24 protein-coding genes are annotated in these 27,000 nt (G+C 66.8%); 9 read left to right on the top strand and 15 right to left on the bottom strand.

Translation table 11 applies throughout. The features are described 5' to 3' along the window. Positions 1-10: 10 nt before the first annotated feature. Positions 11-1,279 (bottom strand): HNH endonuclease signature motif containing protein, encoded by a 1,269-nt coding sequence (locus tag N4S67_RS25800; RefSeq protein WP_390893543.1) that lies wholly within the window; start codon positions 1,277-1,279, stop codon positions 11-13. Positions 1,280-1,389: 110 nt separating this feature from the next. Here N4S67_RS25800 and N4S67_RS25795 point away from each other — a divergent pair, with 110 nt between their 5' ends. Both N4S67_RS25795 and N4S67_RS25790 read left to right on the top strand, forming a co-directional pair. Further along, positions 1,390-2,163, top strand: a complete 774-nt coding sequence (locus N4S67_RS25795) for an ArsR/SmtB family transcription factor (RefSeq protein ID WP_260996175.1) — start codon at positions 1,390-1,392, stop codon at positions 2,161-2,163. Next, complete coding sequence (locus tag N4S67_RS25790) at positions 2,163-2,915, top strand: DUF899 domain-containing protein (RefSeq protein WP_260995895.1); 753 nt, start codon at positions 2,163-2,165, stop codon at positions 2,913-2,915. Before N4S67_RS25795 ends, N4S67_RS25790 begins: the two co-directional genes overlap by 1 nt. Here the strand turns inward: N4S67_RS25790 and N4S67_RS25785 are convergent. The 4 genes from N4S67_RS25785 to N4S67_RS25770 all read right to left on the bottom strand — a co-directional run bounded on the left by N4S67_RS25785 (position 2,912) and on the right by N4S67_RS25770 (position 7,176). Beyond that, entirely contained in the window at positions 2,912-3,580 is a 669-nt protein-coding gene (locus N4S67_RS25785; protein ID WP_260995894.1) for an alpha/beta hydrolase family protein, read from the bottom strand. The genes N4S67_RS25790 and N4S67_RS25785 overlap by 4 nt on opposite strands. A 42-nt stretch (positions 3,581-3,622) precedes the next feature. Further along, entirely contained in the window at positions 3,623-4,372 is a 750-nt protein-coding gene (locus N4S67_RS25780) for a glutamine amidotransferase (RefSeq protein ID WP_260995893.1), read from the bottom strand. 61 nt (positions 4,373-4,433) lie between these two features. Then, positions 4,434-6,683, bottom strand: a complete 2,250-nt coding sequence (gene katG / locus N4S67_RS25775) for a catalase/peroxidase HPI (RefSeq protein WP_260995892.1) — start codon at positions 6,681-6,683, stop codon at positions 4,434-4,436. Between the two features lie 49 nt (positions 6,684-6,732). Continuing rightward, positions 6,733-7,176, bottom strand: coding sequence for a Fur family transcriptional regulator (locus N4S67_RS25770; protein ID WP_260995891.1), 444 nt, complete (start codon positions 7,174-7,176; stop codon positions 6,733-6,735). 292 nt (positions 7,177-7,468) lie between these two features. Here N4S67_RS25770 and N4S67_RS25765 point away from each other — a divergent pair, with 292 nt between their 5' ends. The 6 genes from N4S67_RS25765 (at position 7,469) to N4S67_RS25740 (ending at position 15,043) form a co-directional block, all read left to right on the top strand. Beyond that, complete coding sequence (locus N4S67_RS25765) at positions 7,469-8,677, top strand: acyltransferase family protein (protein ID WP_260995890.1); 1,209 nt, start codon at positions 7,469-7,471, stop codon at positions 8,675-8,677. A gap of 49 nt (positions 8,678-8,726) precedes the next feature. Further along, the gene (locus tag N4S67_RS25760) at positions 8,727-9,416 is read left to right on the top strand and encodes an Rv0518 family GDSL lipase (RefSeq protein ID WP_260995889.1); all 690 of its coding nucleotides are present in this window, start codon (positions 8,727-8,729) and stop codon (positions 9,414-9,416) included. Positions 9,417-9,441: 25 nt separating this feature from the next. Further along, entirely contained in the window at positions 9,442-9,873 is a 432-nt protein-coding gene (locus tag N4S67_RS25755) for a type II toxin-antitoxin system Rv0910 family toxin (protein WP_260995888.1), read from the top strand. A gap of 56 nt (positions 9,874-9,929) precedes the next feature. Beyond that, a complete protein-coding gene (locus tag N4S67_RS25750; protein ID WP_260995887.1) occupies positions 9,930-11,279 on the top strand; it encodes a sensor histidine kinase in 1,350 nt (449 codons plus the stop codon). Between the two features lie 417 nt (positions 11,280-11,696). Then, positions 11,697-12,482, top strand: coding sequence for a peptidoglycan-binding protein (locus N4S67_RS25745; RefSeq protein ID WP_260995886.1), 786 nt, complete (start codon positions 11,697-11,699; stop codon positions 12,480-12,482). 35 nt (positions 12,483-12,517) lie between these two features. After that, positions 12,518-15,043, top strand: a complete 2,526-nt coding sequence (locus N4S67_RS25740; RefSeq protein ID WP_260995885.1) for a hypothetical protein — start codon at positions 12,518-12,520, stop codon at positions 15,041-15,043. On the opposite strand, the gene N4S67_RS25735 is transcribed toward N4S67_RS25740, so the two are convergent. From N4S67_RS25735 to N4S67_RS25725, 3 genes are read right to left on the bottom strand one after another with little or no spacing between them, the layout of a single operon-like run. Continuing rightward, positions 15,044-16,000: a haloalkane dehalogenase gene (locus N4S67_RS25735; RefSeq protein ID WP_260995884.1), complete on the bottom strand. Its 957-nt coding sequence runs from the start codon at positions 15,998-16,000 to the stop codon at positions 15,044-15,046. It abuts the gene before it with no gap. 13 nt (positions 16,001-16,013) lie between these two features. Then, positions 16,014-18,314 carry an isocitrate lyase ICL2 gene (gene aceA, locus N4S67_RS25730; protein ID WP_260995883.1) on the bottom strand — a complete coding sequence of 767 codons (2,301 nt, stop codon included), beginning with the start codon at positions 18,312-18,314 and terminating at the stop codon, positions 16,014-16,016. A gap of 41 nt (positions 18,315-18,355) precedes the next feature. Further along, entirely contained in the window at positions 18,356-19,207 is an 852-nt protein-coding gene (locus tag N4S67_RS25725) for a helix-turn-helix transcriptional regulator (RefSeq protein ID WP_260995882.1), read from the bottom strand. Between the two features lie 74 nt (positions 19,208-19,281). Here N4S67_RS25725 and N4S67_RS25720 point away from each other — a divergent pair, with 74 nt between their 5' ends. Then, positions 19,282-19,956 carry a class I SAM-dependent methyltransferase gene (locus N4S67_RS25720; RefSeq protein ID WP_260995881.1) on the top strand — a complete coding sequence of 225 codons (675 nt, stop codon included), beginning with the start codon at positions 19,282-19,284 and terminating at the stop codon, positions 19,954-19,956. Positions 19,957-19,984: 28 nt separating this feature from the next. Here N4S67_RS25720 and N4S67_RS25715 read toward each other — a convergent pair whose 3' ends face one another. Genes N4S67_RS25715 through N4S67_RS25685 form a run of 7 tightly spaced genes read right to left on the bottom strand, consistent with a single transcriptional unit; the run spans position 19,985 to position 26,999 of the window. Next, positions 19,985-20,830, bottom strand: coding sequence for a fumarylacetoacetate hydrolase family protein (locus N4S67_RS25715; RefSeq protein WP_260995880.1), 846 nt, complete (start codon positions 20,828-20,830; stop codon positions 19,985-19,987). Between the two features lie 27 nt (positions 20,831-20,857). Continuing rightward, a complete protein-coding gene (locus tag N4S67_RS25710; protein WP_260995879.1) occupies positions 20,858-21,646 on the bottom strand; it encodes an SDR family oxidoreductase in 789 nt (262 codons plus the stop codon). A gap of 15 nt (positions 21,647-21,661) precedes the next feature. After that, the gene (locus N4S67_RS25705; protein WP_260995878.1) at positions 21,662-22,555 is read right to left on the bottom strand and encodes a dihydrodipicolinate synthase family protein; all 894 of its coding nucleotides are present in this window, start codon (positions 22,553-22,555) and stop codon (positions 21,662-21,664) included. After that, positions 22,556-23,767 (bottom strand): L-2-hydroxyglutarate oxidase, encoded by a 1,212-nt coding sequence (gene lhgO, locus N4S67_RS25700; RefSeq protein ID WP_260995877.1) that lies wholly within the window; start codon positions 23,765-23,767, stop codon positions 22,556-22,558. Then, complete coding sequence (locus N4S67_RS25695; RefSeq protein WP_260995876.1) at positions 23,764-24,921, bottom strand: CaiB/BaiF CoA transferase family protein; 1,158 nt, start codon at positions 24,919-24,921, stop codon at positions 23,764-23,766. The genes lhgO and N4S67_RS25695 overlap by 4 nt, the downstream gene beginning before the upstream one ends. Further along, entirely contained in the window at positions 24,918-25,418 is a 501-nt protein-coding gene (locus tag N4S67_RS25690) for an AbrB family transcriptional regulator (protein ID WP_260995875.1), read from the bottom strand. Before N4S67_RS25690 ends, N4S67_RS25695 begins: the two co-directional genes overlap by 4 nt. Then, positions 25,419-26,999 (bottom strand): tripartite tricarboxylate transporter permease, encoded by a 1,581-nt coding sequence (locus N4S67_RS25685; protein WP_260995874.1) that lies wholly within the window; start codon positions 26,997-26,999, stop codon positions 25,419-25,421. Between the last annotated feature and the right edge of the window lies 1 nt (position 27,000).

Here is a 27,000-nt window from a genome sequence, read left to right as displayed (position 1 = left end):
AACCTCGCACCTAGTTGCTATTCGATGGTGTCTGCGGTTCGAAGGGTTGGTACCACCACCAGTCGGCGCGTTCGCCGGTCGGCCCGGGGTACGACGCGACCGCGGGTGGGGGCCGGTTCGGTGGGCGGGCCAGCGACCCTGCGGGCAGCGGTCTGCCGTCACTGTCGGTGACGACCAGGCTGTCGGCGGGTCCGCGGATGGTGATGGCGCCGCGGTGGTGGAGCCGGTGGTGATACGGGCACACCAGCACCAGGTTGTCCAACTCGGTGACCCCGCCGTCTTCCCAATGCACGATGTGGGCGTGCAAGCCGCGGGTGGCCCCGCAGCCGGGCACCGCACACGTCGGGTGGCGATACTCCAACACGCGGCGCAGCCGGCGGCTGACCGCCCGCGTCGAGCGCCCGACGCCGATGGGCTCGCCGTTCCGTTCGAACCACACCTCACAGGTCGCATCACAGGTCAGGTACTGCCGGTCGGCGTCAGACAGCACCGGCCCCACATGCAGCGCCGCGATGCGTTTCTCGACATCGACATGGACGACCACCGTGGTGTGCTGCCCGTGCGGGCGCCGCGCCACCTCGACATCCCACCCGGCCTCCACCAGGCTCATGAACGCATCCCCGGCATTGGGTAGCGGCGGCTTCACTTGCAGATCCACATCACCGGTCGCGTCGTCGGCGGAGCCGTTCGAGTGGGCGCGTTTCCAGTCCGCGATCAGCGCGTCCCGATGCGCGTTGAGCGCCGCATCGACGATCGCCGAGTCTTCGGCGCCCAGGCGGATCCGCCAATACGTGCCGTGCTCGTCGCTGCTCTTGGTCACCGATCGCTCCGGTGCCGGCTTGGGTTCGGGTTTTGGGCGCGGCTCCAGTCCCAGAGCCTTGTTCAGTTGGCTGACCGTCGCCACCGACGCCAGCTTCGCGTAATGCTCATCGGACCCCGGCGCGGCCTTCTGTGCGATCACCCCGACCTGATCCAACGACAACCGGCCCTCGCGCATCTGCTCGGCGCAACGCGGGAGTTCCGCCACTCGGTGCGCCACCGCCGCAACAGCTTTGGCATTCCTCAGCGACGACTCGGTGCGCCAGGCCACCAACGCCGCCACCGACCGCGCACCGGTAACACCCCACAGGTTGCCGTGATCGATCGCCGCGACAATGTCGACGATGCGCGCGTCGATCGCATTGCGCTGACCCACCAACTCCGCCAACTCGTCAAACAACACCTCCAACCGCTCATTGTTGGTCGCCAACGCGGCCAACTGTGACGCGGTCCAAGATATGACTCCATCAAAGCAGTGGAGTCTCACAACCCGAGATCCTTGACATGCAGCCTGCTAGCTGCCTATTGTCAATCATGCAGCCACACGGCTGCATGACGGAGATGGTTGAGATGGACGAGGTGTTCAAGGCGCTGGCCGACCCCAGTCGGCGTCTGCTGCTCGACAGCCTCAACGAACGCAGCGGACAGAGCCTCCGAGATCTGTGCGCGCACCTCGACATGGCACGGCAGTCGGTCAGCAAGCACCTGACCGTGCTGGAGGCGGCCAACCTCATCACCACGGTGTGGCGGGGTAGAGAAAAGCTGCACTACCTCAATGCCGAACCGATCAACGCCATCGCCGACCGCTGGATCAATCAGTACGACCGTGCGCGGGTGCAGACACTCGCAGACCTCAAAACAGCATTGGAGAATCCACCGATGAGCGGCAGCCCCGATTTCGTCTACACCACGTACATCAAGACCACCCCAGAACGCTTGTGGCAGGCCATCACTGATCCGGCGTTCTCGACCCGCTACATGGGGCATGGGATCGAGTCGGACTGGGAAAAGGGTTCGTCGTACGTCTGGGCCGACAGCGGCGTGCGGATTGAAAGCCCCGAACAAGTGATCCTCGAGAACGAGCCGTACCGCCGCCTCGCGTTCACCTTTCACACGTTCGTCCCCGAACTGACGCAGCTGGGCATCGATGCCGAAACCGTCCAGAAGGCAGCACAAGAGAACCGTTCCAAAGTGACGTTCGAGCTGGAGCCAGTCGAGAAGGGCATGGTCAAGTTGACGGTCACCCACGACGACTTCCCACCCGAAAGCACTGTCCGTCAATTGATCTCCGGCGGCTGGCCGTGGAAGCTCGCCAACCTCAAGAGCGGACTGGAGGCCGCCTGATGAAGACACCCCCGATCGTTTCGGCGCAGGAGTGGGACGCGGCGCGCAACGACATGCTCGGCAGGGAGAAGGAGGTCATGCGGGCCCGTGACGCGTTGGCAGCGCAGCGGCGACGGATGCCATGGATGGCGCTCGACAAGGACTACGTCTTCGAGGGGCCACAGGGGAAGGTGAGCCTGCTCGACCTGTTCGACGGTCGTCGCCAGTTGATCGTGTATCGCGCGTTCATCGAGCCGGGGACCGGCGACTGGCCCGAGCACGGGTGCGCCGGTTGTTCATTGATGGCCGACCACGTCCCCCACCTCGCGCACCTCAATGCCCGCGATACCACCTTCGTCTACGCCTCGCGCGCCACCCAACACGATCTCGAGCGGATGAAGGCCAAGATGGGCTGGCGCCATCCCTGGTACACCATCCTCCCCACAGATGAGGCAGCCTTCGACGTGGATTTCGGCGTGAAGGACTGGCATGGCACCAATGCGTTCATCCGCGATGACGACGGCCGGATCTATCGCACGTATTTCATCAGCGGCCGTGGCGACGAGATATTCGTCGGCACCTGGCATTTGCTCGACATGACCGCGCTGGGTCGCCAGGAGAATTGGGAGGACTCCCCGCAGGGCTACCCGCAGAGCCCGCCCTACGAGTGGTGGAGCTGGCATGACACTTACGCCGAACACACACCGTGGCGTTGGTTCGGCGACCCCGACCCGAACGATCGCGACGATCAGCGGCCGCCGCGGGAGCCCTAGTCGCCAAAGACAGTGGCGATACGCGCTGCCACGTCGTCCGCGATGGCGAGCGCGGGCGCGTCCGACGCGGGTGAATAACGGTCGGCCGTCGGGTCGTACTCCGCACCGGCGATCGAACCATGATCGGCGGCAAGGACCGTGCAGTCGACCGGCCAGTCGTTGTTTTGCAGCGTCTCGGCGAATTCCCTGCTGGCGTCGGGCGGTATCACGTCGTCGTCTGCGCCGTGCAACAGCGTGAACGGTGTCGGGGATTCGTCGCCGAACGAGGTGGGCAGCGGCGCGCCCGAAATCGGGTCGCGTGCCATGAATGCCCCTGCAAGACATACCGCATGGGCCACGGCCACACCGGACCGGCGGGCGTGCAACGTCAGCCCCGCCGCAGCGAGACCGCCCATCGACCAGCCGACGAGACACAACGGCCGGCCGTCGGCGCGCTGCTGCGCGAACCGCGCCGAGGCCAGCAGGTCCGCCCTGCCCCCGTCGTCGGCGTGCGAATCCCAGTCCGCCAGCACTACCGCCAGCCCGTGCCCGTGCACCCGTTGGGCAAGCGGACTCATCGCGGCTCGCGAGTCGGTCTGGGCACCATGCCACATGAGGACGGTTGGTTGCGCCTGGTCGCCGAGGACATCGGCGGAGCGGCCGGGGGAGTATTCGACGGTCTGCACGGCTATGGAGTGCCCGGGCACAGCCCAGGCCAATCCTGCGTCTCAGTCCCGCCGCGAGTATCGCGCGACGAACCGTTCGAGAATCACTGGTGGATACGTCACATTCCATTGCTGCACAGCTGATTTGAGCGCCTCGGCGGACTCGGGCGCGAAGTAGCCGTAGTCCTTGTACACATCGATGCGCGTGCAGATGCCGCTGATGTCGAGTTCGGGGTGGAACTGGGTGGCGTACACGTTGTGCTTCACCCGGAACGCCTGCACGGGGCAGTCGGCCGACGACGCGAGACAGACGGCCTCGGACGGCAGGCTGGATGCGGCCTCCTTGTGGCCGCCGTAGGCGTCGAAGACGTCGGGCGCACCCGCGAAGAGCGGATCGTCGCGGCCCGCCGCCGACATCGCGACGGCCATGCCGCCGACGGGCTCGGGGTGCGTCTTGTCGATGGTGGCGCCGACGACCGTGCCCAGCGTGCCGACACCGTAACAGCAGCCCAGAAACGGGAAGTCGCGCTCGACGATGTCTTCGATCAATGGCAGCAGCTCCGATTCGACCCGTCGCTGAGTGTCCGACTTGGCAGCGGGGTTGTCGCTGACGTTGTAAGGCCCGCCGCCCAGGATCACACCGGACCACTCCGCGAGATCGATGTCCCCGAGCGGCTCGTGGGTCAGGCGAATGCGGTGCATGCCAGTGGTATCGAGGCCGGCGAAACGCATCATCGCCGAGTACTCGTCGTCGGCGGCGGCGTCCTCACCACGAATCGACAGCAACAGGAAGGGGAGAGCCTGCGAACGCACGACACCCCGCGAGCCCGGTGAGCCCGCGGGGTGCCGCACAGTGTCGGTGACGATCGGCGTGTTACTTCAGGTCGAACCGGTCGTTGTTCATGACCTTGACCCACGCGGCGACGAAGTCCTCGACGAACTTGCCCTTGTTGTCGTCCGCGGCGTACACCTCGGCCAGTGAGCGCAACACCGAGTGCGACCCGAACACCAGGTCGTTGGCGGTCGCGGTCCACTTGGTCGCACCGGTCGCCCGGTCCACACCCTCATAGACGTTCTCCGCCGACGCCGACGACTTCCACTCCGTGCCCATATCGAGCAGGTTGACGAAGAAGTCGTTGCTCAGCACGCCCGGCCGGTCGGTGAACACCCCGTGCTTGGTGCCGCCGTGGTTGGCGTTCAGCGCACGCAGACCGCCGATCAGAACGGTCAGCTCGGGCGCGGTCACGTCGAGCAGGTAGGCCCGCTCGAGCAGATGCTTCTCCAGCTGCTCCTTCTCACCGGGGCGCACGTAGTTGCGGAACCCGTCGGCGCGCGGTTCGAGAACCGCGAACGACTCCACGTCCGTGCTCTCCTGCGAGGCATCGGTGCGTCCCGGCGCGAAATGCACATTGATCTCGAAGCCGGCGTCCTTGGCGGCCTTCTCGACCGCTGCGGATCCGGCCAGCACGATCAGATCGGCCAGCGAGATCTTCTTGCCGCCCGTTGCCGAGGCGTTGAACTCCTGCTGGATCCGCTCGAGGACGGGCAGCACCTTGGTGAGCTCGGAGGGCTCGTTGACCTCCCAGCTGCGCTGCGGCTCCAGGCGAAGCCTGGCCCCGTTCGCGCCGCCCCGCTTGTCGGTGCTGCGGAAGCTGCTCGCGGCCGACCATGCGGTTTTGACCAGCTGCGGCACCGACAGACCGGCGTCGAGCACCCTGCTCTTCAGCGAAGCGATGTCCGCCTCGTCGACCAACTCGTGGTCGACGTCGGGCACCGGGTCCTGCCACAGCTGCGGCTCGGCGACCCACGGCCCCAGGTAGCGGTCGATCGGGCCCATGTCGCGGTGCAGCAACTTGTACCAGGCCTTGGCGAACGCCTCGTTCATCTCCTCGGGATGATCGAGCCAGCGGCGGGTGATCTTGCCGTAGATCGGATCGACCCGCATCGAGACGTCGGTGACCAGCATCGTCGGCTTGCGAGGCGGCCCACCGAACGGATCCGGGATGGTCGCTTCGGCGTCCTTGGCCTCGAACTGCCAAGCGCCGCCCGGACTCTTGGTCAGCTCCCACTCGTTGCCGTACAGCATCTCCAGGTAGCCGTTGCTCCACTGCGTCGGCGTGGGCGTCCACACGACCTCGAGTCCGCTGGTGATCGTGTCGCCTGCCTTGCCGGACGCGAATGCGCACTTCCAGCCCAGCCCCTGCTGCTCGATCGGCGCGCCCTCGGGCTCCGGACCGACCAGGTCGCCGTCGCCGGCGCCGTGGGTCTTGCCCAAGGTGTGGCCACCGACGATCAGCGCGGCGGTCTCCTCGTCGTTCATCGCCATCCGGCCGAACGTCACACGGATGTCGTGGGCGGCGGCCAACGGATCCGGCTTGCCCTCCGGGCCCTCGGGGTTGACGTAGATCAGCCCCATCGTGGTGGCGCCGTAACGCTCCTCGAGTTCCCGCGCGCTGTCACCGGAGCCGGCATAGCGCTTGTCGGTGCCCAGCCACTCCTCTTCCTCGCCGAAGATGACCTCCTCGGGCTCCCAGAAATCGGGGCGACCGAACGCGAACCCGAACGTCTTGAAGCCGGCCGACTCGAGGGCGCAGTTGCCGGCGAAGACCAGCAGGTCGGCCCACGAGATCTTGTTGCCGTACTTCTGCTTGACCGGCCACAGCAGGCGACGGGCCTTGTCGAGGTTGGCGTTGTCGGGCCAGCTGTTGAGCGGAGCGAACCGCTGCATGCCCTGGCCGGCGCCGCCGCGTCCGTCATAGGTGCGGTAGGTGCCTGCGGCGTGCCAGCTCATCCGGATGAACAGGCCGGCGTAGCTGCCGTAGTCGGCGGGCCACCAATCCTGCGAGGTGTTGATCACCGAGATCACGTCGGCCTTGAGCGCCTCGACGTCGAGCTTGGCGAACTCCTCCGCGTAGTCGAAGTCCTCGCCGAGCGGGTTGCCCTTGGGCGAGTGCGCGTGCAGTACGGAAACGTCGATCTGGTCCGGCCACCAGTCCTGGTTCTTCAGCGGAGCGCCGCCCTTGAGCTTCGGCGTCTTGATCGCCGGGTTCTCGCTCTCGCTTCCGCTGCTCTGGGTAGCGGTCTCGGGATTCGGCGGCTTGCTATCTGATGTATCGGATGACACAACATTCCTTCCGGGGTGGGTGTGACTGGGCTGCGATCACGGGCGTGATCTAGGAACTTCTCACTGTCGAACACTCGGGGCACAGGCCCCAATAGATGACCTCGGCCTCGTCGAGGACGAAGCCATCCAAAGCGCCGTCGGGATCAGACGGCGTAAGGCAGGGGGCTTCGCCGACGGCGCAGTCGACATCGGCGATGACGCCGCACGAGCGGCACACGACGTGGTGGTGGTTGTCGCCGACGCGGGACTCGTAGCGGGCGACCGAGCCGGAGGGCTGTATCCGGCGCACGAGTCCCGCCCCGGTAAGGGCGGCGAGTACGTCGTACACCGCCTGGCGCGACACGTCCGGCAGACCGAAACGAACGGCCGAGAAGATCGATTCGGTGTCGGCATGCGGATTCGCATACACCGCTTCGAGCACAGCCAGTCTCGGTCGGGTGACACGCAGGTCGGCGGAGCGCAGTCGCTCCGCGTAATCCGGCGTTGATACCACGACGCCAATATGCCCCCTTTTCTGGAATGAGTCAAGACTTGTCGCGAGCGAGTTTCGGCGCCACACCGCGACTCGGACATTGCCGCAGCATTGCTGGTGTGCCCACTGAGCCTGGTCGACAAGGGTTTTCGTGGTCGCAGGGGAGCGTGGGCGTGTCGGCGAGCGTTCCGATCGGGTGCCGACGCTGGTACGGTCCGTACCTGCCGGTCGCGTGGGCGGGGGTCGAACCGCCCGGTGTAGGCACCGGTGTGTCCGAACGAAACAGCTTGTCGTCCCTCGCGAAGAGAGAGTTGTGCGCACCGGAGAGATCAAAGCCCTATCCGGCTTGCGCATCGTGGCCGCCGCGTGGGTGGTGCTCTTCCACTTCCGGCCGCTGCTCGAACAGGCGGCGCCCGGTTTCCGGTCCGCATTCGCTCCCTTGCTCGACTGCGGCGCCCAGGGCGTCGACCTGTTCTTCATCCTCAGCGGCTTCGTGCTGACCTGGAACTACCTCGACCGCATGGGGGAGTCGTTCTCGTGGCGCGCCACGGCGCACTTCCTGTGGCTGCGACTGGCCAGGGTGTGGCCGGTGTATCTGGTCACGATGCATCTGGCGGCGCTGTGGATCATCTTCACGCTCAACGTCGGCCATGTGCCGTCGGAGGCCGCCGGGTCGCTCACCGCGATGAATTGGATCCGTCAGGTGCTGCTCGTTCAACTGTGGTTCCAGCCGTTCTTCGACGGCTCGAGCTGGGATGGACCCGCCTGGTCGATCAGCGCCGAATGGCTGGCCTACCTGTTGTTCGGCGCCCTGGTGATGGTGATCTTCCGGATCGCGCGGGCCACCCGGGCACGGGGACTGATCTGCCTTGCCGTCGTGGCATCGCTGCCCCCGGTCCTGTTGCTGATGGCGACCGGACTCTTCTACACCCCGTGGAGTTGGCTCCCGCGGATCGTCATGCAGTTCACCGCGGGTGCGCTCTTGTGCGCCGCGGTGCGCAGATTGCGGCCGACCGATCGTGCGCGCCGCGCTGCCGGCTACGGCTCGCTGCTGCTCGCGGGCGGCATCGTCGCAAATCTCTACCTGCTCGACGCGCATCCGATACCGACGATTCACGATTCCAGCGGCCTGGTCGACGTCCTGTTCGTGCCGCTGGTGTTGACCCTGGCGATCGGTACGGGCACCCTTCCCGCGATGCTGTCGCTTCGGCCGGTGGTGTATCTCGGCCACATCTCGTTCAGCCTGTACATGGTTCACGAACTGGTGCACACGACGTGGAACTGGACGGTGGTGCAGTTCGAGGTTCGCCTCACCCCCGACTCCGCGGGCAAGGCCACGCTGCTCGGGCTTCTCGCCGCCGCGTTGGCGGGGGCGGCGCTGCTGTATCACTTCGTGGAGGAACCGGCGCGAAAGTGGATGCGCCGCATGGTGGGTGACACCCGTACGACCCGCGTCAACGTTGCGCCGATCCACAGCTCGCGTGAAGAACGCGCGCAGGTGATCTCGGCGCGCGCCGGGTGAGCGCGCGTCGGCCGCGACGCTTCGGCCGGTCGCGCAATAGGCTGGAGCAGTGAGGCGTCTTACCACGGTCGCAGTCTCGCTCGCCCTGCTGTTCACCCTGGGCTGCGAACGACCAATAGCGGTCAGCCACAAAGAGATTGTGGCCCTGGACTTTTCGGTGCGGGTGGCGGTGGTCGGCGACTCGTACACGACTGGGGGCCACGAGGGCGGCATGGGCCCGAAGGGCTGGACCACCAAGGCGTGGCAGATGCTGGCCCAGCAGCGCACGCCGATCTCGGCCGACGTGGGCGCCGAGGGTGGAGCGGGTTACGGAACCCGCGGTAACCGGGGCAGCATCTTCGAGGATCTGACCGCCAGGACCGTCGAGCGCGACGACGCACTCGTGGTGTTCTTCGGCTCACGCAACGACCAGAAGGTCGAACCCACGCAGTTGTCGATCCTGACGTACGGCACATTCCAACTGGCGCGCCGCCTGGCCCCCTCGGCGAAATTCCTGGTGATCGGGCCGCCGTGGCCGACCGCCGACCCGCCTCTCGAGGTGTTGAGGATTCGTGACATCCTGCGCTATCAAGCGGGAACGGCGGGGGCGACGTTCGTCGATCCGATCGCCGAGGGCTGGTTCGTGGGGCAGCCGGGGTTGATCGGCGCCGACGGCGTGCACCCGACCGATGCGGGGCACGCCTACATGGCGGACAAGATCGCCCCGCTCATCGGCGCCGCGATTCCGGCCCGCTACTGACTGCTCGGGTCGTTAACATGCCAGGATGGCCAAACTCGAGTTGTCCCGCGATCTTTCGCTCAGTCCAGAGGATGCATGGCAGCACGCGTCAGATCTGCGCTCCCTGGGCGACTGGCTGGTCATGCACGAAGGATGGCGCTCCGAGTTGCCCGATGAGCTGACCGTCGGCACTACGATCGTGGGCGTTGCGGGGGCCAAAGGCATGCGCAACCGGGTGACGTGGACTGTGCAGAAATTCGATCCGCCGACGCTGCTCGAAGTCACCGGCAAAGGCGTCGGCGGCACCAAGTACGGCTTGAAACTGGCGGTGAAACCCGCTGACTCGGGCTCCGCGTTCACCGTCACCCTCAATCTCGGCGGACCGCCGCTGTTCGGCCCCATCGGCTCGGCCGCTGCCCGCGCAGTCAAAGGTGATATCGAGCGCTCGATTCGCAAGTTCGAGGAGTTGTACACCTGAGCGATACGGCGTCGGGTTCATCAGATCCTTCGAACGCTCATTAGGGTTTGAGCATCATGCAACTCGGCGAACGCCTCCTGCGGCTGCTGACGCGTTTCCTGTCGCTGCGCATCATCGTCATCGTCGCGGCACTGTCGGTCGTGGCGTTGGTGATCACGCTCGGCGCGTGGGTGTGGTTCGGGGTGACCAACGACCAGTACAGCCAGCTTGACCGGCGTCTCGACTCGGTGAGCAGCCTCGGCGACATCAGCACACTGCTGCGCACCGCACAGCAAGCCGGCACCGCCGCGCCGGCCCCCGACGGCGGCCTCGTGCGCACGGCGCGCGTCGGCACTGCCACCGTGTCGGTGCCGCGTGAGATCGTGTTGCCGCAGTTCGACGTCGGCTACGCCGACACCACGATCGACGGCGTCGAGTATCGCGTGCGCACGTTCGCCGCGGGCGACGCGATGATCGCGGTGGGTGCGCCGCTTGCCGAAACCCAGCGTCGCATCGACGAACTGCACCGTCGCGTTCTGCTGATCTGCGGCGGCGTGATCGTCGGCACCGTCCTGGTCGGCTGGGTCATGTGGCTGATCATGATCAACCCCTTCCGCATGCTCGCGCAGCAGGCGCGGGCGATCAATGCGCAGTCCAATCCCGACGAGGTCCAGGTGCGCGGTGTACAGGAGGCCGTCGAGATCGCCGAGGCGGTCGAGGGCATGCTCGCGCGCATCGGCGACGAACAGCAGCGCACCAGGGCGGCGCTGGAGTCGGCACGTGATTTCGCCGCGGTCGCTTCGCACGAACTGCGCACGCCGTTGACGGCGATGCGCACGAACCTCGAAGTGCTCTCGACTCTTCAGATGCGCGACGAGCAGCGCACCGAAGTGATCGCCGACGTGATGCGTGCGCAGAGCCGCATCGAGGCCATGCTCTCGGCGCTGGAGCGCCTGGCGCAAGGCGAGTTGACCACACTCGACGACTTCGTTCCGGTCGACATCACCGACCTGCTCGACCGCGCCGCGCACGACGCGATGCGCAACTATCCCGACTTGACCGTGTCACTCGCGTCCTCGACCACGGTCCTCATGGTGGGCCTGCCCGCCGGTCTACGGCTGGTCATCGACAATGCGATCACCAACGCGGTCAAGCACGGCGGCGCAACCGAAATACAGCTCAGCGCAGACAGTTCCGGTGAGGGTGTCGAGATCGCCGTCGACGACAACGGTTCGGGAGTGCCCGAAGAGGAACGCCGGACGATCTTCGAGCGGTTCTCCCGCGGTTCGACCGCTGCACGGTCGGGTTCCGGGCTGGGACTGGCCCTAGTGGCCCAGCAAGCCGATCTGCACGGCGGGACGGCCGTCATGGAGGCCAGCCCCTTGGGCGGCGCGCGTCTGGTGCTACGCCTTCCCGCTCCCAGCTAGCTTCCGGAGACGCGTGCGAGCCCCGGCGCGCGGGCGGCAGCGGGGTTCGGTTTCGGGTTCGGGCCGGAGCGTCTCGACGTGATGACCGCGAGGAAGTCGTGCACTGGGCCGCCGGGCGGCTGACACCTCGGGCCAACCCCTTCTTGTTTCGAACGCAAGTTGTGACGATCGGCCTCAGCTAACTCAAAATCAACGATGCTGCATATTCGGCGCGTTGCTACCTGCGACGCATCGGTCAACACTGACGGCGGAGTTAAATAGCGGATCTTGCCAGCACCAGCCCATTCACCGCCATCCTTAAATTTTCCTGAGGAAATTGCATTGATCTTGAAAGGGAACGGGTACTCCAGCGCCACCTAACAGGACGACGGTGGCCTCGCGCAGCAACGCCGATAACAGCTGACAGGAGTAGGCGAGATGACCCAGCAAGGACTCACACCCGAAGAACTCGCGGCCGAAAGCGCGGTCGCGCTGCCGGACAAAGAAGTGGTCTCGATCCTCGATCTCAACGTCGACGTCGACGTCTTCATCGACGCGGCGTCGCCGATCGACTTGGCCGCTGCGGCCCAGCTCAACGTGGCCGCGCCCATCGACGCGTCCGCGGCGGCGAACGTATTGTCGGAGGGCTCGGGCGCTCAGGCGGAGAACTTCCAGACCGGCTCGGTGGGCCAGGTCCTGGTGGCTGATGCGATCGCGACATCCGACCAGTCGAGCGACATCACTCAAGGCGACGAAGCCGACGGCGACCCCGCGCCTGCACCCGACGACGGCGGCACCGTCGCGGTCGGCGACCTCGGCACGCTCGAGGGCCCGCTGCTCAATGTGGACGTCAACGTCGATCTCGACGCCGACCTCGCGGCGCCGATCGCCGGCGCGGTGGCGGCCAACGCCAACGTGGCCGCACCGATCAGTGCCAGCGTGGCGGCCAACGTCGGCGCGATCGACTCGGACGCGATCGCCTACACCGACCAGGATTTCTCTATCACCCAGGAATTGCGCGGCACGGCTGAGGCCAATGCCAGCCAGGATTCCACCATCGGCCAGGGCACCTCGCAGCCCGACAGTGGCACCACCGCCGGCAATACCAGCGGTGAGTCCGCCAGCGGCGGCAGCACCGGTGGCGACAGCAGCAGCGGCACCAGCGGCAGCGGCAGCGGCAGCGGCAGCAGCAGCGGAGGCACGAGCAGCGGATCTGCGGGCTGATTCCCTGACGCACGGTGACACGAGGAGCAGGTGAGGTGACCACGACCACCGAGGGGTCCGGCGCGGCGCAGGCCGTCCTGCACCGCGCCGAGGGTGTCGAAATGATCGGCGAGATGGCGGGATCCGGTTACCGGGTCCCGCCGTCGCTGGTCCGCCGTGCCGACGGCCAGACCATCCAGCTCACCCCCCTGCTCTACGCGACCCTGCGCGAAGTCGACGGGCACCGCACGGCGGCTGAGGTGGCCGACGCGGTATCCGAGTCGACCGACCGAGCCGTCAGCGAGGACAACGTCGCGCACTTCGTCGAGGAGCAGCTGCGACCGCTGGGCCTCATGGTGCGCGCCGACGGCAGCGAACCGGTACTGAAGAAGCGAAACCCGTTGCTGGGCTTGCGCTTCCGCTACGCCGTCACCGATCCCGACCGCACGAAGAAACTGACCGACCCGTTCCGGTTCCTCTTCCGGCCGGTCGTGGTCGCGGTGTTGCTGGCCGCCTTTGCCGTCGTGTGCTGGTGGGTCTTCTTCCACAAGGGGCTCGCCGCGGCGGCTTACGACGCGTTCGAACGCCCCGGGTTGCTGATCCTGGTTTTCCTCGTCACCATCGTGTCCGCGGGCTTTCACGAATTCGGACACGCCGCTGCGGCACGGTACGGCGGCGCGACCCCAGGTGTGATGGGCGTCGGGCTGTACCTCGTGTGGCCCGCGTTCTATACCGACGTCACGGACTCCTACCGACTGGGCCGGCGCGGGCGGCTGCGCACGGACCTGGGCGGGCTGTATTTCAACGCCGTTGTCGCAGTAGCTATCACCGCTTTGTGGCTGGGGCTGCGTTACGACGCCCTGCTGCTGATCGTTGCCACACAGATCATTCAGATGCTGCGCCAGCTCGCACCGCTGGTGCGGTTCGACGGCTACCACGTGTTGGCCGATCTGACCGGCGTCCCCGATCTCTACGGCCGCATCAAGCCGATCCTGCTCGGGATGCTGCCGTGGCGTTGGCGCGACCCCGAACCCCGCATGCTCAAGCCGTGGGCCCGGATCGTGGTGACCGTCTGGGTGGCTGTCGTCGTCCCGCTGTTGATTGCGATGCTCGCTCTGGCGGTCGTCACCCTGCCGAGGCTTCTCGGCACAGCGTGGGCGAGCCTGCACAGGCAGCAGGACGTACTGGCCACCGCCTGGGCCGATGGCGATCTGATCCAGGCGACCGCGCGGGTGCTGGCCATCATCGCGATCATCATCCCCGTGGCGGGCGTGATCTACCTATTGATCCGGTTCGCCCGGCAGAGCATCTTGACGATCCGGCGTGCGACGGCGGACAAGCCGTTGAAGCGCGCCGCGGCAGCGGTATTCGGCGTGGCCGTGCTCTGCGGTATCGGCTACGCGTGGTGGCCGGACGAGGGCACGTACCGGCCGATCGAGGCCTCCGAGCGCGGCGCCCTCGGCGACATCGTCTTCGCGCTGGGACTCCGGGAGATGCCGGATTCGACCCGAACCGCCGACGCCGCAACACGTCCCGTCGCCGCGACCAGGACGCTGGCCGCGGGGCAGCAGGGTACGGTCTGGGCGCTGTGGGACAACGGCACCGCGACCCCGACGGTCAACTCGCCACAGCTGGCCGTCATCCTGGTACCCAAGACGCCTTCTGCAGCCGTCGCCAACGGCGGTGGCGGTGGTGGTGTCTATGCGCCGACAACGGCGGCGGACCAGGGCTGGGTCTTCCCGTTCGACCGGCCGTTGGCGCCCGAAGACGGCGACAACCAGGCGCTCGCGGTCAACACCACCGACGGCACAGTCGAGTACGACGTCGCCGTCGCGATGGTGTGGCAGACCGACGAGGACTACGCGCTGAACGTCAACGAGGCCCACGCCTACGCGTCGTGCAATGACTGCGCGGCGGTCGCCGTTGCTTACCAAGTGGTGTTCGTCATCGACGAGGACGACTCCAACGACAACGTTGCGGTACCACAGAATCTGGCCGGAGCGTTGAACTACGACTGTGTCAACTGCCTGACGTACGCGGTGGCGCAGCAGTTGTTCGTCACGCTCGATGAACCGCTGTCGCCGGAGGCGAAAGCCGAACTCGACGAGGTGTGGGAGGAGGTCGGCCTGTACGCCGCCAAGGTCCAAGCCGGCGAAATCAAGGATCTCGACACCATCGCGCCGACACTCGAGGGGTACACGACGCGGATCAAGGAGATAGTCGAGAAGGACCAGCCCGGCACATTCCCCACCACGCAGACGTCGACCGCGCAGCCCACCACCACCGCACCGCCCACGGCCGTGACACCTTCGGCTACTACGGTTGCACCGCCGAGCAGCTCAGCGCCTGAGCCGACGTCCGCCGCCGACGCCACCGCGCCGCCCGAATCGACGTCGACCGATACCACGGCGGGTTCGACGGCCAGCGTCAACCCCACCGCAACCAGCGAACCGACGACGGGCAACACCACCGAAGGTGCGACAACCGGTGAGTCCACCACCGATTCCACGACTGGCGGCACAGACACCGGCGGAACGACGTCCGACGGATCGACCTCGGACGGTAGCGACACGGCTTCCTGATCAGGTGCTGCGAATGTATTGCGCGACAATCGCAGCCAACTCCGGACCCTTCTGCTCGGCGACGAAGTGCCCGGCACCCGCGATGGTCGTGTGAGCCTGGCCCCGGGCGCCGGGCACATGAGTCCGGAAGACCTCGTCCCACCCCGCAGTCGCCGGATCGCCGTCGGAGTAGGCGGTGAGGAACGGCCGCTCCCACTCGGATAACGCCGCCATGGTGGCGCGGCCGATTTTCGCACCAGGGTCGTTGCGCGTCAACGGAATCAACGCGATCATCTGCCGCAGCCCGGCCTTGTAATCGCGGTCCGGGAACGGGGCGTCGTAAGCGGCGAGCACGCCTGCGTCGAGCGGGCCTGCCACGGCGTCGAGAAACACACTCGCAACGATGTCCGGCGACCGCGCATAGAACGCCACGTAATCGAGGAGCGTCTCCTGCAACATCACCCGGCCGTCGTCCACGCCGTGGTGCGCCCATGCCAAGCGACCGGCCAATGCGGGGTCACACGTGTGCAGGATCGTGTTCGTCGCGACCACGCGCGCGAAGCGGTCGGGATCGCGGGCCAGCACGCTCAGGCCGATCGGGCCACCCCAGTCCTGGACCACCAGCGTCGCATCAGACAGGCCCAGTCCGGTGACCAACCCGTGGACCCAGTCGATGTGGCGGGCGAAAGTGTAGGCCGTCGGATCGGTGAGCTTGTCAGAACGTCCGTAGCCGATGTGATCGGGCGCGATGACCCGAATTCCGGAATCGGCAAGCACCGCAATCACACTCCGGTACATGTACGACCACGTCGGTTGGCCGTGCAGCAGCACGCACACCGGCCCGTCGGCCGGTCCAGCGTCGACATAGTGCATCCGGACCCGCGGCACACCCGCTGCGGTGACGCTCCGATACTGCGGTGGGAACGGGTACCCGGGCAAGCCGGCAAATCTGTCGTCGGGAGTCCTGCGTACCTCCATGCCTGCGGGCGCCTCAGTCCTCCTTGCGGATCAGCCGCTGCAGCGCCTCGCGGTCGGAGGCGAGCAGCTCCTCGATGCGCGGCTTGTTGACATCGGCGACGATGATCTCACCGACCTCCTGGTAGACGTCGCTGAAGATGCCGTGCGACTTCATCTTCTCGGTCTGGTAGATGTTGTCCTCCGTCGGCGTGACGTAGTAGACGATCTCAGCCTTGAAGCGGTGGATCAGCCACAGGTGGATGATGTCCATCAGCCGCTTCTGGCGCAGCTTCTCGGCGAAGGTGTTCTGGTCGCGCACCGTCAATATGCTGCGGCCGTGACGATCCTTGATGGGGTCGACGATCGCGTTCGCCAGCTTTTCTTCCTCGCCCTCGCCGCGCTCTCCGTAGATGCCGAGTTCCAGTACGTCCGAACCCGGACGCGTCGGGCGCAGTTGCACCCGCAGTTTCTCGCCTAGTTGGTAGTGGTCGCTCCACAGCGTCAGCCATTCCTCCAGCAGCTTCTTCGGCACCTCGGTCTGCACGAGATGCTGGTGCTGAGTGGAACCCTTGCCCATGGACTTGGTGGTCGCCGTGCGGCCGGAGGAGGCAGCCAGCGCCGCGTCGCTGCGCGGTCCACCTACCAGGGTTTGCGGTGTGCGGTAGGGAGATTCGACCAACCGCATCTTGCGCTGCAGCCGGGCCAACGCCAGCATTCCGTCCTGTCTCAGCGCGGTCGCGAACTCTTCAGAGGCTACGCCGTCGACCTGATGCCCGCCGTAGGTGATGAAGTTAAAGACGAACCCCATCTTTCCCAATTCCTCAGGGAAGGCTCGCATCTCGTCGTCTGTCATGCCGGTGGTGTCCCAGTTGAACGAGGGGGACAGGTTGTAGGCCAGCATCTTGTCGGGGAACTGGGCATGGATCGCCTCGGCGAACTCCCTGGCGTCGGCCAGGTCGGCGGTCTTGGTCTCCATCCAGAGGATGTCGGCGAACGGCGCCGCGGCAAGGCTCTTGCCGATCGCATACGGGATGCCGCCGCGAACCTGGTAGTAGCCCTCGGGCGTCTTGGCCAACTCGCAGTCCCAGCCGACGGCTGCGCCGAGCTCTCTGGCCTTTTCACGGGCGGTGTACATCGGTGCCCGCTGCGCGAACGCGCGCCACTCGGAGACGCTCATGTCGAGCGGCTCACCCTCGCTCTCGCGGAACTCGAGCAGCTCGGCCACAGCCTCGCCGTATGTCATGAGCCCCGCGTCCACCTGCCAGGCGTCGACGAACTTGGACTCGACCTCGTCGAACAACGCGTCGATCGAGCCGTCTGCGCGATCCTGATAGGCCGAGGCCGCCTCGGCAACGGCGGCGGTGATGCCGTGCCCCTCCAGCCACGCGTTGGCGACCGCGTACTCACCGTCGGGCAGCGCGTAGAGCAGGTGACCGTTGAGCTCGGTGACACCGCGCTCGTAGAACCCCCGCATCATCGCCAGGTAGCAGGACTTGTACGACGGAATCTTGAGATTGGTGACGCCCAGCAGGAACGGCTGGTCGCGCTCGTCGGCGCGGCTGTCGATCAGGTTGGCCGCTTCGGCGTCGGTGCGGGCGACGATGATGCCGGGCACCTTCATCACGTCGAGTTGGAAGCGAGCGGTGTTGAGCCGCTTGATCTGCTCATCCGACGGCACCAGCACCTTGCCACCCTGGTGGCCGCACTTCTTCGTGCCGGGGCGTTGGTCTTCGATGTGGTATCCGGGCACACCTGCCTCGACGAAGCGCCGAATCAGGTTGCGCACGTGCGGGTCTCCACCATGACCGGTATCGGCGTCGGCAATGATGAACGGACGGAAGTCGACCGCAGGGGTGGTCGCGCGCTGCTTGTCGTCCATCTGCAGGCGCAGGTACTGCTGGTTGCGGTCGGCGGTCAGAAGCGCACGCACCAGGCCTGCGGCCTCCTCAGGCACCTGGCTGAGCGGGTAGCTCGCCAGGTCAGGGCCGGGGTCCTCGGTAGTAGAGCCCTTGGCCGAGGTCGCCCAGCCGCCGAGGTAGATCCCCTCGATGCCCATGCGCTTCATCGTCACCGCCTGCCCCGGCGAGTACGGGCCGAAGGTGGTGATGCTCTTCTTCTGGGCGTACAGCTCGCGCAGGCGTTCGTAGAACGCGACGGCCGCCTCGCGCGCCACGATGTGGTCACTGGGGATCGTGCCCCGTTGTTCCACCACCTGGCGGGCTGAGTAGAGGCGGATGATGCCCTCGAATCGTCCGCTGTCGAAGTACCGCTGTGTGGCGGCGACGTCCTGGTCGAACGGCGTTTGAGGCGCGGCGCCCGTTTCGATGATGGCCATGAATCCACACTAGAACGCGCCGTTCATGCACAAAGGCGTATTCAGCAGGGCCGCTCGCGCCAGGCGCGAGGAGACGTGCCGTGCACCCGTCGGAACAGCCTGCTGAAGTACCCCGGGTCGGCGATCCCGACTCGTCGGGCCACCTCTTGGACCGGCAGGTCGGTGCCGGCGAGCAGACGGCGGCTCTCCGCCATCCGGCGCTCGATGATCCACTCCTGCACCGTCCGCCCTGTGCGTCGGCGCACGACTGTGGTCAGGTGGCCCGGCGTCATGCCGACTTCGTTCGCGACATCACGAAGCGACAGTGGCTCGGTGTGCCGTCGGTCGATCACCGCGAACACCTCGGCGAGCATCGGCTCACCGCTGTGGCGCAGGTCGCCGACGACGTCGCCCGCCATTCGGGCGAGGTCGATCAGCAACAGCGTGAGATGCGCGAGCGCGGCCTGTCGGTAACCCTCCGTCCGCACGTTGAGTTCTGTCTCGATCGCCCTGATCGCCGCGTTCCACGCGGGGCGGCGGGCCGACGGCAAGGTCAGTTTGAGTAGGCCGCCGACCTCGCCGTGGAGAAACGGGAACAGCAGCGGATGCGCCCGCCAGGCCGGCCAACCCGTCTCGGCGTCCGCGCCCAGTGCCGCGGGATCGAAGAACACGCCGACACCCTCGTCGGATCGGCTCACCTCGGCCGGGTCGACCACTTCTCCCGCAGCTACGACGTAGACCACTCCCGCCGCACCGTCGTACCACAGCACGGGGAAGTCGTGGATGTGGCGACCGACGTCGATCGTGTCGTGACCGGCGCGCACCAGCGAGACGGGCGGGGTCTGCGGGTCGGACCGGTATCCGTACGTCGGTACGCCGCCGCGGTGACGGATCAACCGCGACGGCACGTTCACGATCGCCAAAGATAGTCCAAGTTCAGCCCACTATCACTCAACACCGTTGTCAATAGCGGGTTCACCATGAATGTATGACCGAACATCATCCACGTTCCGTAACCGGAACTCTACGCAATAGACACGACTACCTACCCGCCGCCGGCCACGACCTGTTGCTGCCCGGGTACGACCTGTTGACCCGCGCACTGGGGATGACCAAGGGGTACGCCACCCTGATCGAGCAGGCGCGCCTTGCCGACGGCATGTCGGTACTCGAAGTGGGTTGCGGCACGGGAAGCGTCATCTCGCGCGCCAAGCGCACCCGTCCCGGCATCGACGCCGTCGGCAGCGATCCTGACCCGCGTGCACTGGCCCGAGCGCAGCGCAAGGCGCGCAACCTCGGGATCAAGTTCGACCGCGGCTACATTCAGAAGCTGCCGTACCGCGACGGGCAGTTCGACCGCGTTCTGTCGTCGATGATGTGGCATCACCTCGATGAGGACGTGAAAGCCGAAGCAGCGCAGGAGATCTTCCGCGTGCTTCGGCCCGGTGGGGAACTGCACCTGGTCGACATCGGCGGCGACATGAGCGCCGACGACGGCCTGCTGGCGCGCCGCATGATGCATGGTCCACATGCCCAGGGCAACCTCGGCGACGCGATCCCGCGGCGACTCAACAGCGCCGGCTTCGACTGCACGCCGGTGGCGACGCACCGCCTGCGACTCATCGGCAGGGTCACGTTCTTCCGGGCGGTCAAACCAGCGTGACGGGGCGCCAGCGACAGCGTAGGGAGAACTACTGCACAGGGTTGGTCAGCGACGCGAGCTCGTCGCCGAGTTCACAGCGCACGACGTCACCGGACGAAATGCCCACCGCGCCCGGGGTTCCCGTGGACAAGATGTCGCCGGGATAGAACGGCATCACCTGACTGTGGAAGCTGAGCAATTCGGCGGGGGAGAACGTCATGCCCGACACGGTGTCCTCGCGATGCACGACGTCGTTGTGCACGGTCGCGACGCGTAGGTCTTCCAGTGGACCGTGCGCGAGCGCCTCGTCGAGCGTGATGAGGTCCGGGCCGAACGCGAAGAACGTCGGATAGTTCTTCACCCGCGTCAGGTAGCGGGGGTTCTCCAGCAGCACCGCCTCGGCGGTCTGGTCGAGTACCGGCACCACACCGGCCACGTACGACATCGCTTCGTCGACGTCGACCTGATAGCACGTACGCCCGATGACCAGGCCCAGCTCGGCTTCGGAGGTCACCTTGCCGATTCCGGGCGGCACGATGATCGGTTGCCCAGGTCCGACAATGGTGTGATCGCCCTTGAGGAACGACGCAGGCGAGCTGCGGGGCGCCTGCTCGCCGAGGTCTCCGGCGTGGGCGCCGTAATTGAGCCCGATCCCGAGAATTTTCCTCGGCCTGGTCCACGGCACGCTCACCGGCGCGTCGGCGTTGACGCAGTCCTCGTCGCGGACGCCGACCGCGATGGCCGTGGCGAGTTCGCCAAGGCGCTCACTGGCCAGCAGCGACAACAGATCTGACGGACCGTGGGTCAGCACTCGGTCGATGCGCGCGAGCCGGCCGTCGGCCAGTGCGACGCAGGCGACCTGCTCATCGGCTGACTGGACAGTTCGGATACGCATCGGACTCCTTGGTTGGTTGAGGTCGGCTCACACGACGCTGCGGATCAGCCCGCCGTCGACGCGAATCACCGAACCGGTGATATACGAGGCTCTTTCGCTACACAGGAACGCGGCGACGTCGGCGTATTCCTCGGGGCGGCCGTAGCGCCGAAGCGCCATCGTGGCCGCGCTGTCACGCATCACCTCGTCGCGGGACCGGCCTTCGCGGCTCGCCTTCTTCTCGTCGAGGAATCGGGTCCGGTCGGTCTCGATTCGGCCGGGAACGATGATGTTCGACGTCACACCGTCACCGCCGACTTCATCGGCGACGGTCTTCGACCATGCATGCAAGCTGGCCCGCAGTGTGTTCGACAGTCCGAGATTCGAGATGGGCGACAGCGCACCCGACGACGTGGAGGTCAGGATGCGACCCCAGCCGCGCTCGCGCATGCCCGGCAGGACACGGTCGGTCAGCGCGATCACCGACAGGATCATCTGCTCGAAGCTGGTGCGCCAGATCGAAACATCTTGACCCGCCGCAGAAGTGGGAGGCGGGCCGCCGGTGTTGTTGACCAGGATGTCGACCGGCCCCAGCGCGCGCTCCACTTCGGCCACAGCCGAATCGATTCGTTCGAGCTCGACCAGGTCCCATGCCAGCGGCAGCGTCTTGGCGCCGGCGGCCTGGGCGGTCGAGGCCGTGGTGGCCAACTTGTCGGTGGAGCGCCCGGCGACGGCGACGTTGACGCCCTCCTCGGCGAGCCGCACCGCGATGGCGCTGCCGAGCCCACCGCTCGCGCCCAGCACCAGAGCCGTACGTCCAGAGATCCCGAGATCCATTGTGACTCCTACTCTTCAGCGGCAGACATCGGCGGGCAGGGCGGCGAGGTGCTTGTCCAGCAGCGGCACCAGTGAGCCCGGCAGCGGCCTCGCCGGCGGACGCACGCGCCCACAGGCGATCACACCGCGCCGTCTCAGCACTTCTTTGCGGATGGCGAGGCCGACCTTCAGCTGCCCTTCGAAGTTGGCCAACGGCAGCCACGGCGCCCAAACATCTCTGGCCGCGTCGAAGCCGCCCTCGCGGTGGGCTCGCAGCACCGCGGCCAGCGCGGCGGGGTGGCTGAACCCCGTCATCGCGCCTGCCGATCCGGCGGCCAGTTCATCGAGCAATCCGACACCCCCGAGTCCGCCGAACACCGGGACGTCCAGTCGAGGCGCAAGGTGCGCGATCGCCACCGACGTGGGCGGGGTTTCGGACTTGACCCCGACGACGAACGGACAGGCCGCGACGATGGCGACCACCTGTTCGTCGGTGACGGTGACACCGGAGACGACGGGATAGTCCTGCGCCAGTACGCCGATGCCTGTGGCGTCGTGCAGGGCTCGCAACGAGGCGGCAGCCACCGCGGGATCGCTGTCGGCGATCTGTGCCATCAGCGCGACGGGCGGACGGGGCACGGCCTCGAGCAGGCGCCGCGCCTGCGCGACGACCGCCTCCGGTTCCCGTTCGGAGAGGCCGAGGACATACGGCAGGCCGGATGAGGTGGCGACGGTGTAGGCGACGGCATCGGCTTCGTCGGGCCGAAGCGAGGCCGCCTCGCCGAACACGCCCAGTGCGACCAGACCGTCGCAGCCGTCGTCACCGAACGTCGCGACCTCGTTGCGCAGCGAGGCCAGGTCGAGCCCGAGGTCGTCTTTGAACGGTGTCGCCAGAACTCCCCAGAGGCCTTCGGACAGCGATGGTTCCACTCAGTTTCCTCGGTTCTCGATCGTGGTGACGACGTGTTCGGCGATCGCGAGCGCCGATGTCGCCGCAGGCGACGGCGCGTTGCGCAGCACGGCGATCCGGTCGCGGAAGCTGATCCGGAAGTCGTCGACCAGGCCGCCGTCGGGGTCCATCGCCTGCGCGCGGATACCCGCGCGGCCGGGCAACACGTCGTCGTCGCGCAGTTCAGGGACATACGCACGCGCGGCCGCCACGAACCGCCGCTTGCTCAGCGATCCGTACATCTCCCGCACACCGGTGCGCCAGTGCTGACGGGCGAAGCGCCAGAACGCAGGCGTGCGGGCGACGCCGGCGAGGTCGGGCACCGATACCTTGCCCCACGTGTAGCCCTCGCGAGCCAGCGCCAGCACGGCGTTCGGCCCGATCAGCACCTCACCGTCGACCCGGGGCGTGACGTGCACCCCCAGAAACGGGTAGCGCGGGTCGGGCACCGGGTACACCAGGCCGTTGACCAGGCCCCGCCGTTCGGGTTTCAGCGCGTAGTACTCACCGCGGAACGGCATGATCACCGGGTCGGGCTTGTCACCTGCCATCTGGGCGAGTCGGTCGCTCTGCAATCCGCCGCAGACGACGACGTGGTCGAACGGGTTCTCGGCGGTGCTGCCCCCGGTGCGTGCGCTGATCACCACCTCGGCGCCGACCGACCGCATACCCACGACCTCGTGACCGAGCAGGATCTTCGCCCCTGCCGCGGCGGCATCAGCGGCCAGCGCCTGCGTGACCTCGGCGAAGTCGACGATCGAGGTGGACGGCGAGTGCAGGGCGGCGACGCCGCGCACGTGAGGTTCCAGTTCGTGCAGTTCCTCGGCGCTGATGATGCGCACGCCGGGAACACCGTTTGCCTGCGCCCGCTCGAGGATGTCGCCGAGGCGCCCCCGTTCGGCCTCGTCGAGTGCGACGAGAACCTTGCCGCACGCGATCCGGCGGATCCCGCGTTCGGAGCAGAACTGCTCGAGTAGGCCGACACCGCGGCGGCACAGCACGGCTTTGATCGAGCCAGGCTGGTAGTAGAGCCCGGCGTGGACCACCCCGCTGTTGCGCCCGGTCTGGTGCGCGGCGAGACGGTCCTCCTTCTCGAACAGCGTCACCTCGGCCGTCGGCCGTCGGCGCAGGATCTCGCGGGCCACGGCGACGCCGACGATGCCACCACCGACGACGGCGACACGGTCGCTCATCGACCGCCCCCTGCGTACTCGGCGAACACGTCGGTTTGGTCGGCCCCCAATGCCGGGGGCGCTTCGCGTCGCGGGTCACCGCCGTCGGAGAACAGCAGGGGGGAGGCCGGAACGTCGAGGTCTCCCAACGTGGGGTGGGGCAGCGTCAACACCATTGATTCGCGGACCTGTTGCCAGTCATAGACCTCGGGCACGGTTCGAATTCTTCCTGCGGGCACACCTGCATCATCCAGGGCAGCGAGCACCTCCGCGGCGGGACGGTCGGAAAGCAGCGTGTCGATCTCCTTCTGCAACGCGTCGGCGCGGGCCACGCGGTCGTCGTTGGTGGCGATGTCGGAGCGGTCGGTATCGAGTCCGACGATCGGCGCGAACTTGCGCCACAGCGTTTCGTTTCCGACGGCGATGACGATGTCGGCGTCCACGCAGCTGAACACCCCGTAGGGCGCGATCGACGGATGCCGGTTACCGGTCAGCACCGGTTCGACGCCTGCGCCGAGCCAGCCGACGCCGTGGAACACGTGAACGCCGACAACCGCCGCCAGCAAAGAGGTTTCGACGTGCTGCCCACGCCCCGTGTGTTCGCGGGCGCGTAGTGCGGACATCACTCCGAAAGCACCGAACAGTCCCGCGAGGATGTCGGCGATCGGAATGCCCACTCGTTGTGGTGAACCGCCCGGCACGCCGGTCAGCGTCATCAGCCCCGCCTCCGCCTGCACGATCTGGTCGAAACCGGGCCGCTTGCCGTCGGGGCCGCCGCGGCCGAACCCGGTGATCGACAACGTGACCAGCCTCGGATTGAGCTCCCGGAGCTGATCGAGTCCCAGCCCGAGGCGCTCGAGGACCCCCGGTCGGTAGTTCTCGACCAGGACGTCGGCGCTGGTGGCCAGCCACCGCAGCCGGTCGGCACCCTCACCGGTCTTGAGGTCGAGAACCACAGAGCGCTTGTTGCGGTTCGCGCTCATGTAATAGGCCGACTCCCTGGCGCCGTTGCGCGCGACGTACGGCAACCACTTGCGGCTGTCGTCGCCGGCCGGCGGTTCGACCTTCACGACGTCGGCGCCTGCGTCGGCCATCATCATGGTGGCGTACGGTCCGGCCAGCGCACGGCTGAGATCAACCACACGGAGGTCGGCCAACGGTCGGCGTGCGGTCACCCGCGTCCTCCCATCAGTTTCAGGCCGACCGTCATCAGCACGATCACCGAGGTGATCCGCAGGACGTGCACAGTCAGCACAATCGGAACGTTGGCACCCGCGCCCGCCGACAAAGCGCCCATCTGGGCGATGCCGCCGGGCGCCGTGGCCAACAACGCGGTCAACGAGTCGAAAGAGGTGAACTTCCACAGCAGCCACGCCGCGACCAGTCCGAAGACCAGAAACGCCACCACGGTCAGGACGATCGGCACGGCCGCGGCCTTCAGCTGGGCCAGCGTGTCGGTGTTCACGCCGATGCCCAGAAGCCAACCGAGACAGGCATACACGATCCACCGTCCCGCCGAGCCGAAGTCGAATGCCGACGAGGTGAAGATGTTCACCAGCGCTACACCCACCATCGCGCCCAGCAGTGGCGCGGCAGGCAGATGCAGGAGCGTTGCCAGTGCGGCGCCGAGGAGGGCCGCCGCGGCGGTGAGCAGCAGTGAGCCGACGTTCATCTAGACGCGTTCGCGGTCGTTGTCGTCGCCCGTCTGTGCCGCAGCCGCCGCCTGCGCCCGTCGACGAGACGAAACCTTCTGCAGGGCAAGCTGACCGGCGCGACGAACCGGATCGGAGAGCAGCGGGATGGTGAGCAGGAACACGATGAAGACCAGGATTCCCACCGACGTGCCGCGTTCGACGAAGACACCCAGACCGCCACCTGAGATCAACATCGTCTGCCGCAGCGTCTCCTCGGCGAGCGGCCCGAGGACCAGCGCGATGACAAGTGCCGCGGCGGAAAGTCCGTACTGCCGCATGAAGAATCCGAGGACGCCGCACGCCAGCATGATCTGGACGTCGACGAGACTCTTGTTGACGGCGAAGGTACCCAGCACACACAGCACGATGATGATCGGACCGAGAACCCGGAACGGCACTCGTGCGATGCTTGCGAACCCCGGGATGCAGAACACGTTGACGAACAACAGCATCACGTTGCCGAGGAACATGCTGGCGATCAACCCCCACGCGAACTCTGGGTTCTGCTCCATCAGCAGCGGACCGGGCTGCAGACCCCACATCAGGAATCCACCGAGCAGCACGGCGGTGGCGCCGCCGCCGGGGATGCCGAGCGTGAGCAGGGGGACCATGGCACCCGACGACGCGGCGTTGTTGGCCGCTTCGGGACCCACCAAGCCGGGCATTGCGCCCTTGCCGAACTTCTGCGGCGTGCGCGAGACGGACTTTTCGACGTTGTAGGACATCAGCGAGGCCACCGTGGCCCCTGCACCGGGGGTGACGCCGACACCGAAGCCGAGGAACGACCCCCGTAGCGTCGGCCCGATCGACTCGCGGAGATCTTTGCGGGTGGGCCAGAATGCGCGATTGCGCGCAGAAACTCCGAAGAATTCGAGCTTCTCGAGATGCCCACCCCGCCATAGTGTGTGCAGCACCTCACCGACCGCGAACAGTCCGATGGCGACCGGGATGAAGTCGACGCCGTTGATCAATTCGACCGAGCCGAAGGTGTATCGCTGCTCACCGCCGCCGATGTCGATGCCGATTGTTCCGATGGCGAATCCTATGAGGGCCGACAAGGCGCCGAGAAGCTTGTTGCCGCGAAGGATCACGATGACGGTGAGCAGGCCGGCGATGACTACCAGAAAGTACTCCGGCGGCCCGAACGTCTTGGCGAACGCGGCGGTCGCCGGGGCCGCGAAGGTGATGAGCAGTGCACCGATGGTGCCCGCGACGAACGACGCCAGAGCCGCCATCACCAGCGCGGGCCCGGCGCGGCCCTGTTTTGCCAACGGATATCCGTCGAAAGTGCTTGCTACTGTGGCGGATTCACCCGGCGTGTTGATCAGCACGGATGTTATCGTGCCGCCGTACATCGCGCCGTAGTAGACGGCGGCCAACATCACGATCGCACCCGTCGGATCGAGTCCGAAGGTCACGGGCAGCAGGATCGCCAGACCGGCCGACGGTCCGACGCCGGGAATGACGCCGACGATCATCCCGATCAGCACGCCGAAGACGAGCAGAAGCAGGTTCTGCACCGTCCACAGTGTGGCTATTCCGGTCATCAATTCAGTCATG

This window comes from Mycobacterium deserti (assembly GCF_025345615.1).
In the GTDB taxonomy this organism is placed as follows: Bacteria; Actinomycetota; Actinomycetes; order Mycobacteriales; family Mycobacteriaceae; genus Mycobacterium; species Mycobacterium deserti.
The sequence above is the reverse complement of the archived record's forward strand: the minus strand, read 5'-3'. Positions and strand labels throughout refer to the sequence as shown.

Coding starts and splice junctions, on each gene's coding strand:
- lhgO (WP_260995877.1), bottom strand. CDS start 23,767: ATGAGCGACCGTGTCGCCGTCGTCGGTGGTGGCATCGTCGGCGTCGCC.
- N4S67_RS25750 (WP_260995887.1), top strand. CDS start 9,930: ATGCAACTCGGCGAACGCCTCCTGCGGCTGCTGACGCGTTTCCTGTCG.
- N4S67_RS25745 (WP_260995886.1), top strand. CDS start 11,697: ATGACCCAGCAAGGACTCACACCCGAAGAACTCGCGGCCGAAAGCGCG.
- N4S67_RS25795 (WP_260996175.1), top strand. CDS start 1,390: ATGGACGAGGTGTTCAAGGCGCTGGCCGACCCCAGTCGGCGTCTGCTG.
- N4S67_RS25755 (WP_260995888.1), top strand. CDS start 9,442: ATGGCCAAACTCGAGTTGTCCCGCGATCTTTCGCTCAGTCCAGAGGAT.
- N4S67_RS25710 (WP_260995879.1), bottom strand. CDS start 21,646: ATGGATCTCGGGATCTCTGGACGTACGGCTCTGGTGCTGGGCGCGAGC.
- aceA (WP_260995883.1), bottom strand. CDS start 18,314: ATGGCCATCATCGAAACGGGCGCCGCGCCTCAAACGCCGTTCGACCAG.
- N4S67_RS25685 (WP_260995874.1), bottom strand. CDS start 26,999: ATGACTGAATTGATGACCGGAATAGCCACACTGTGGACGGTGCAGAAC.
- N4S67_RS25735 (WP_260995884.1), bottom strand. CDS start 16,000: ATGGAGGTACGCAGGACTCCCGACGACAGATTTGCCGGCTTGCCCGGG.
- N4S67_RS25720 (WP_260995881.1), top strand. CDS start 19,282: ATGACCGAACATCATCCACGTTCCGTAACCGGAACTCTACGCAATAGA.
- N4S67_RS25790 (WP_260995895.1), top strand. CDS start 2,163: ATGAAGACACCCCCGATCGTTTCGGCGCAGGAGTGGGACGCGGCGCGC.
- N4S67_RS25690 (WP_260995875.1), bottom strand. CDS start 25,418: ATGAACGTCGGCTCACTGCTGCTCACCGCCGCGGCGGCCCTCCTCGGC.
- N4S67_RS25715 (WP_260995880.1), bottom strand. CDS start 20,830: ATGCGTATCCGAACTGTCCAGTCAGCCGATGAGCAGGTCGCCTGCGTC.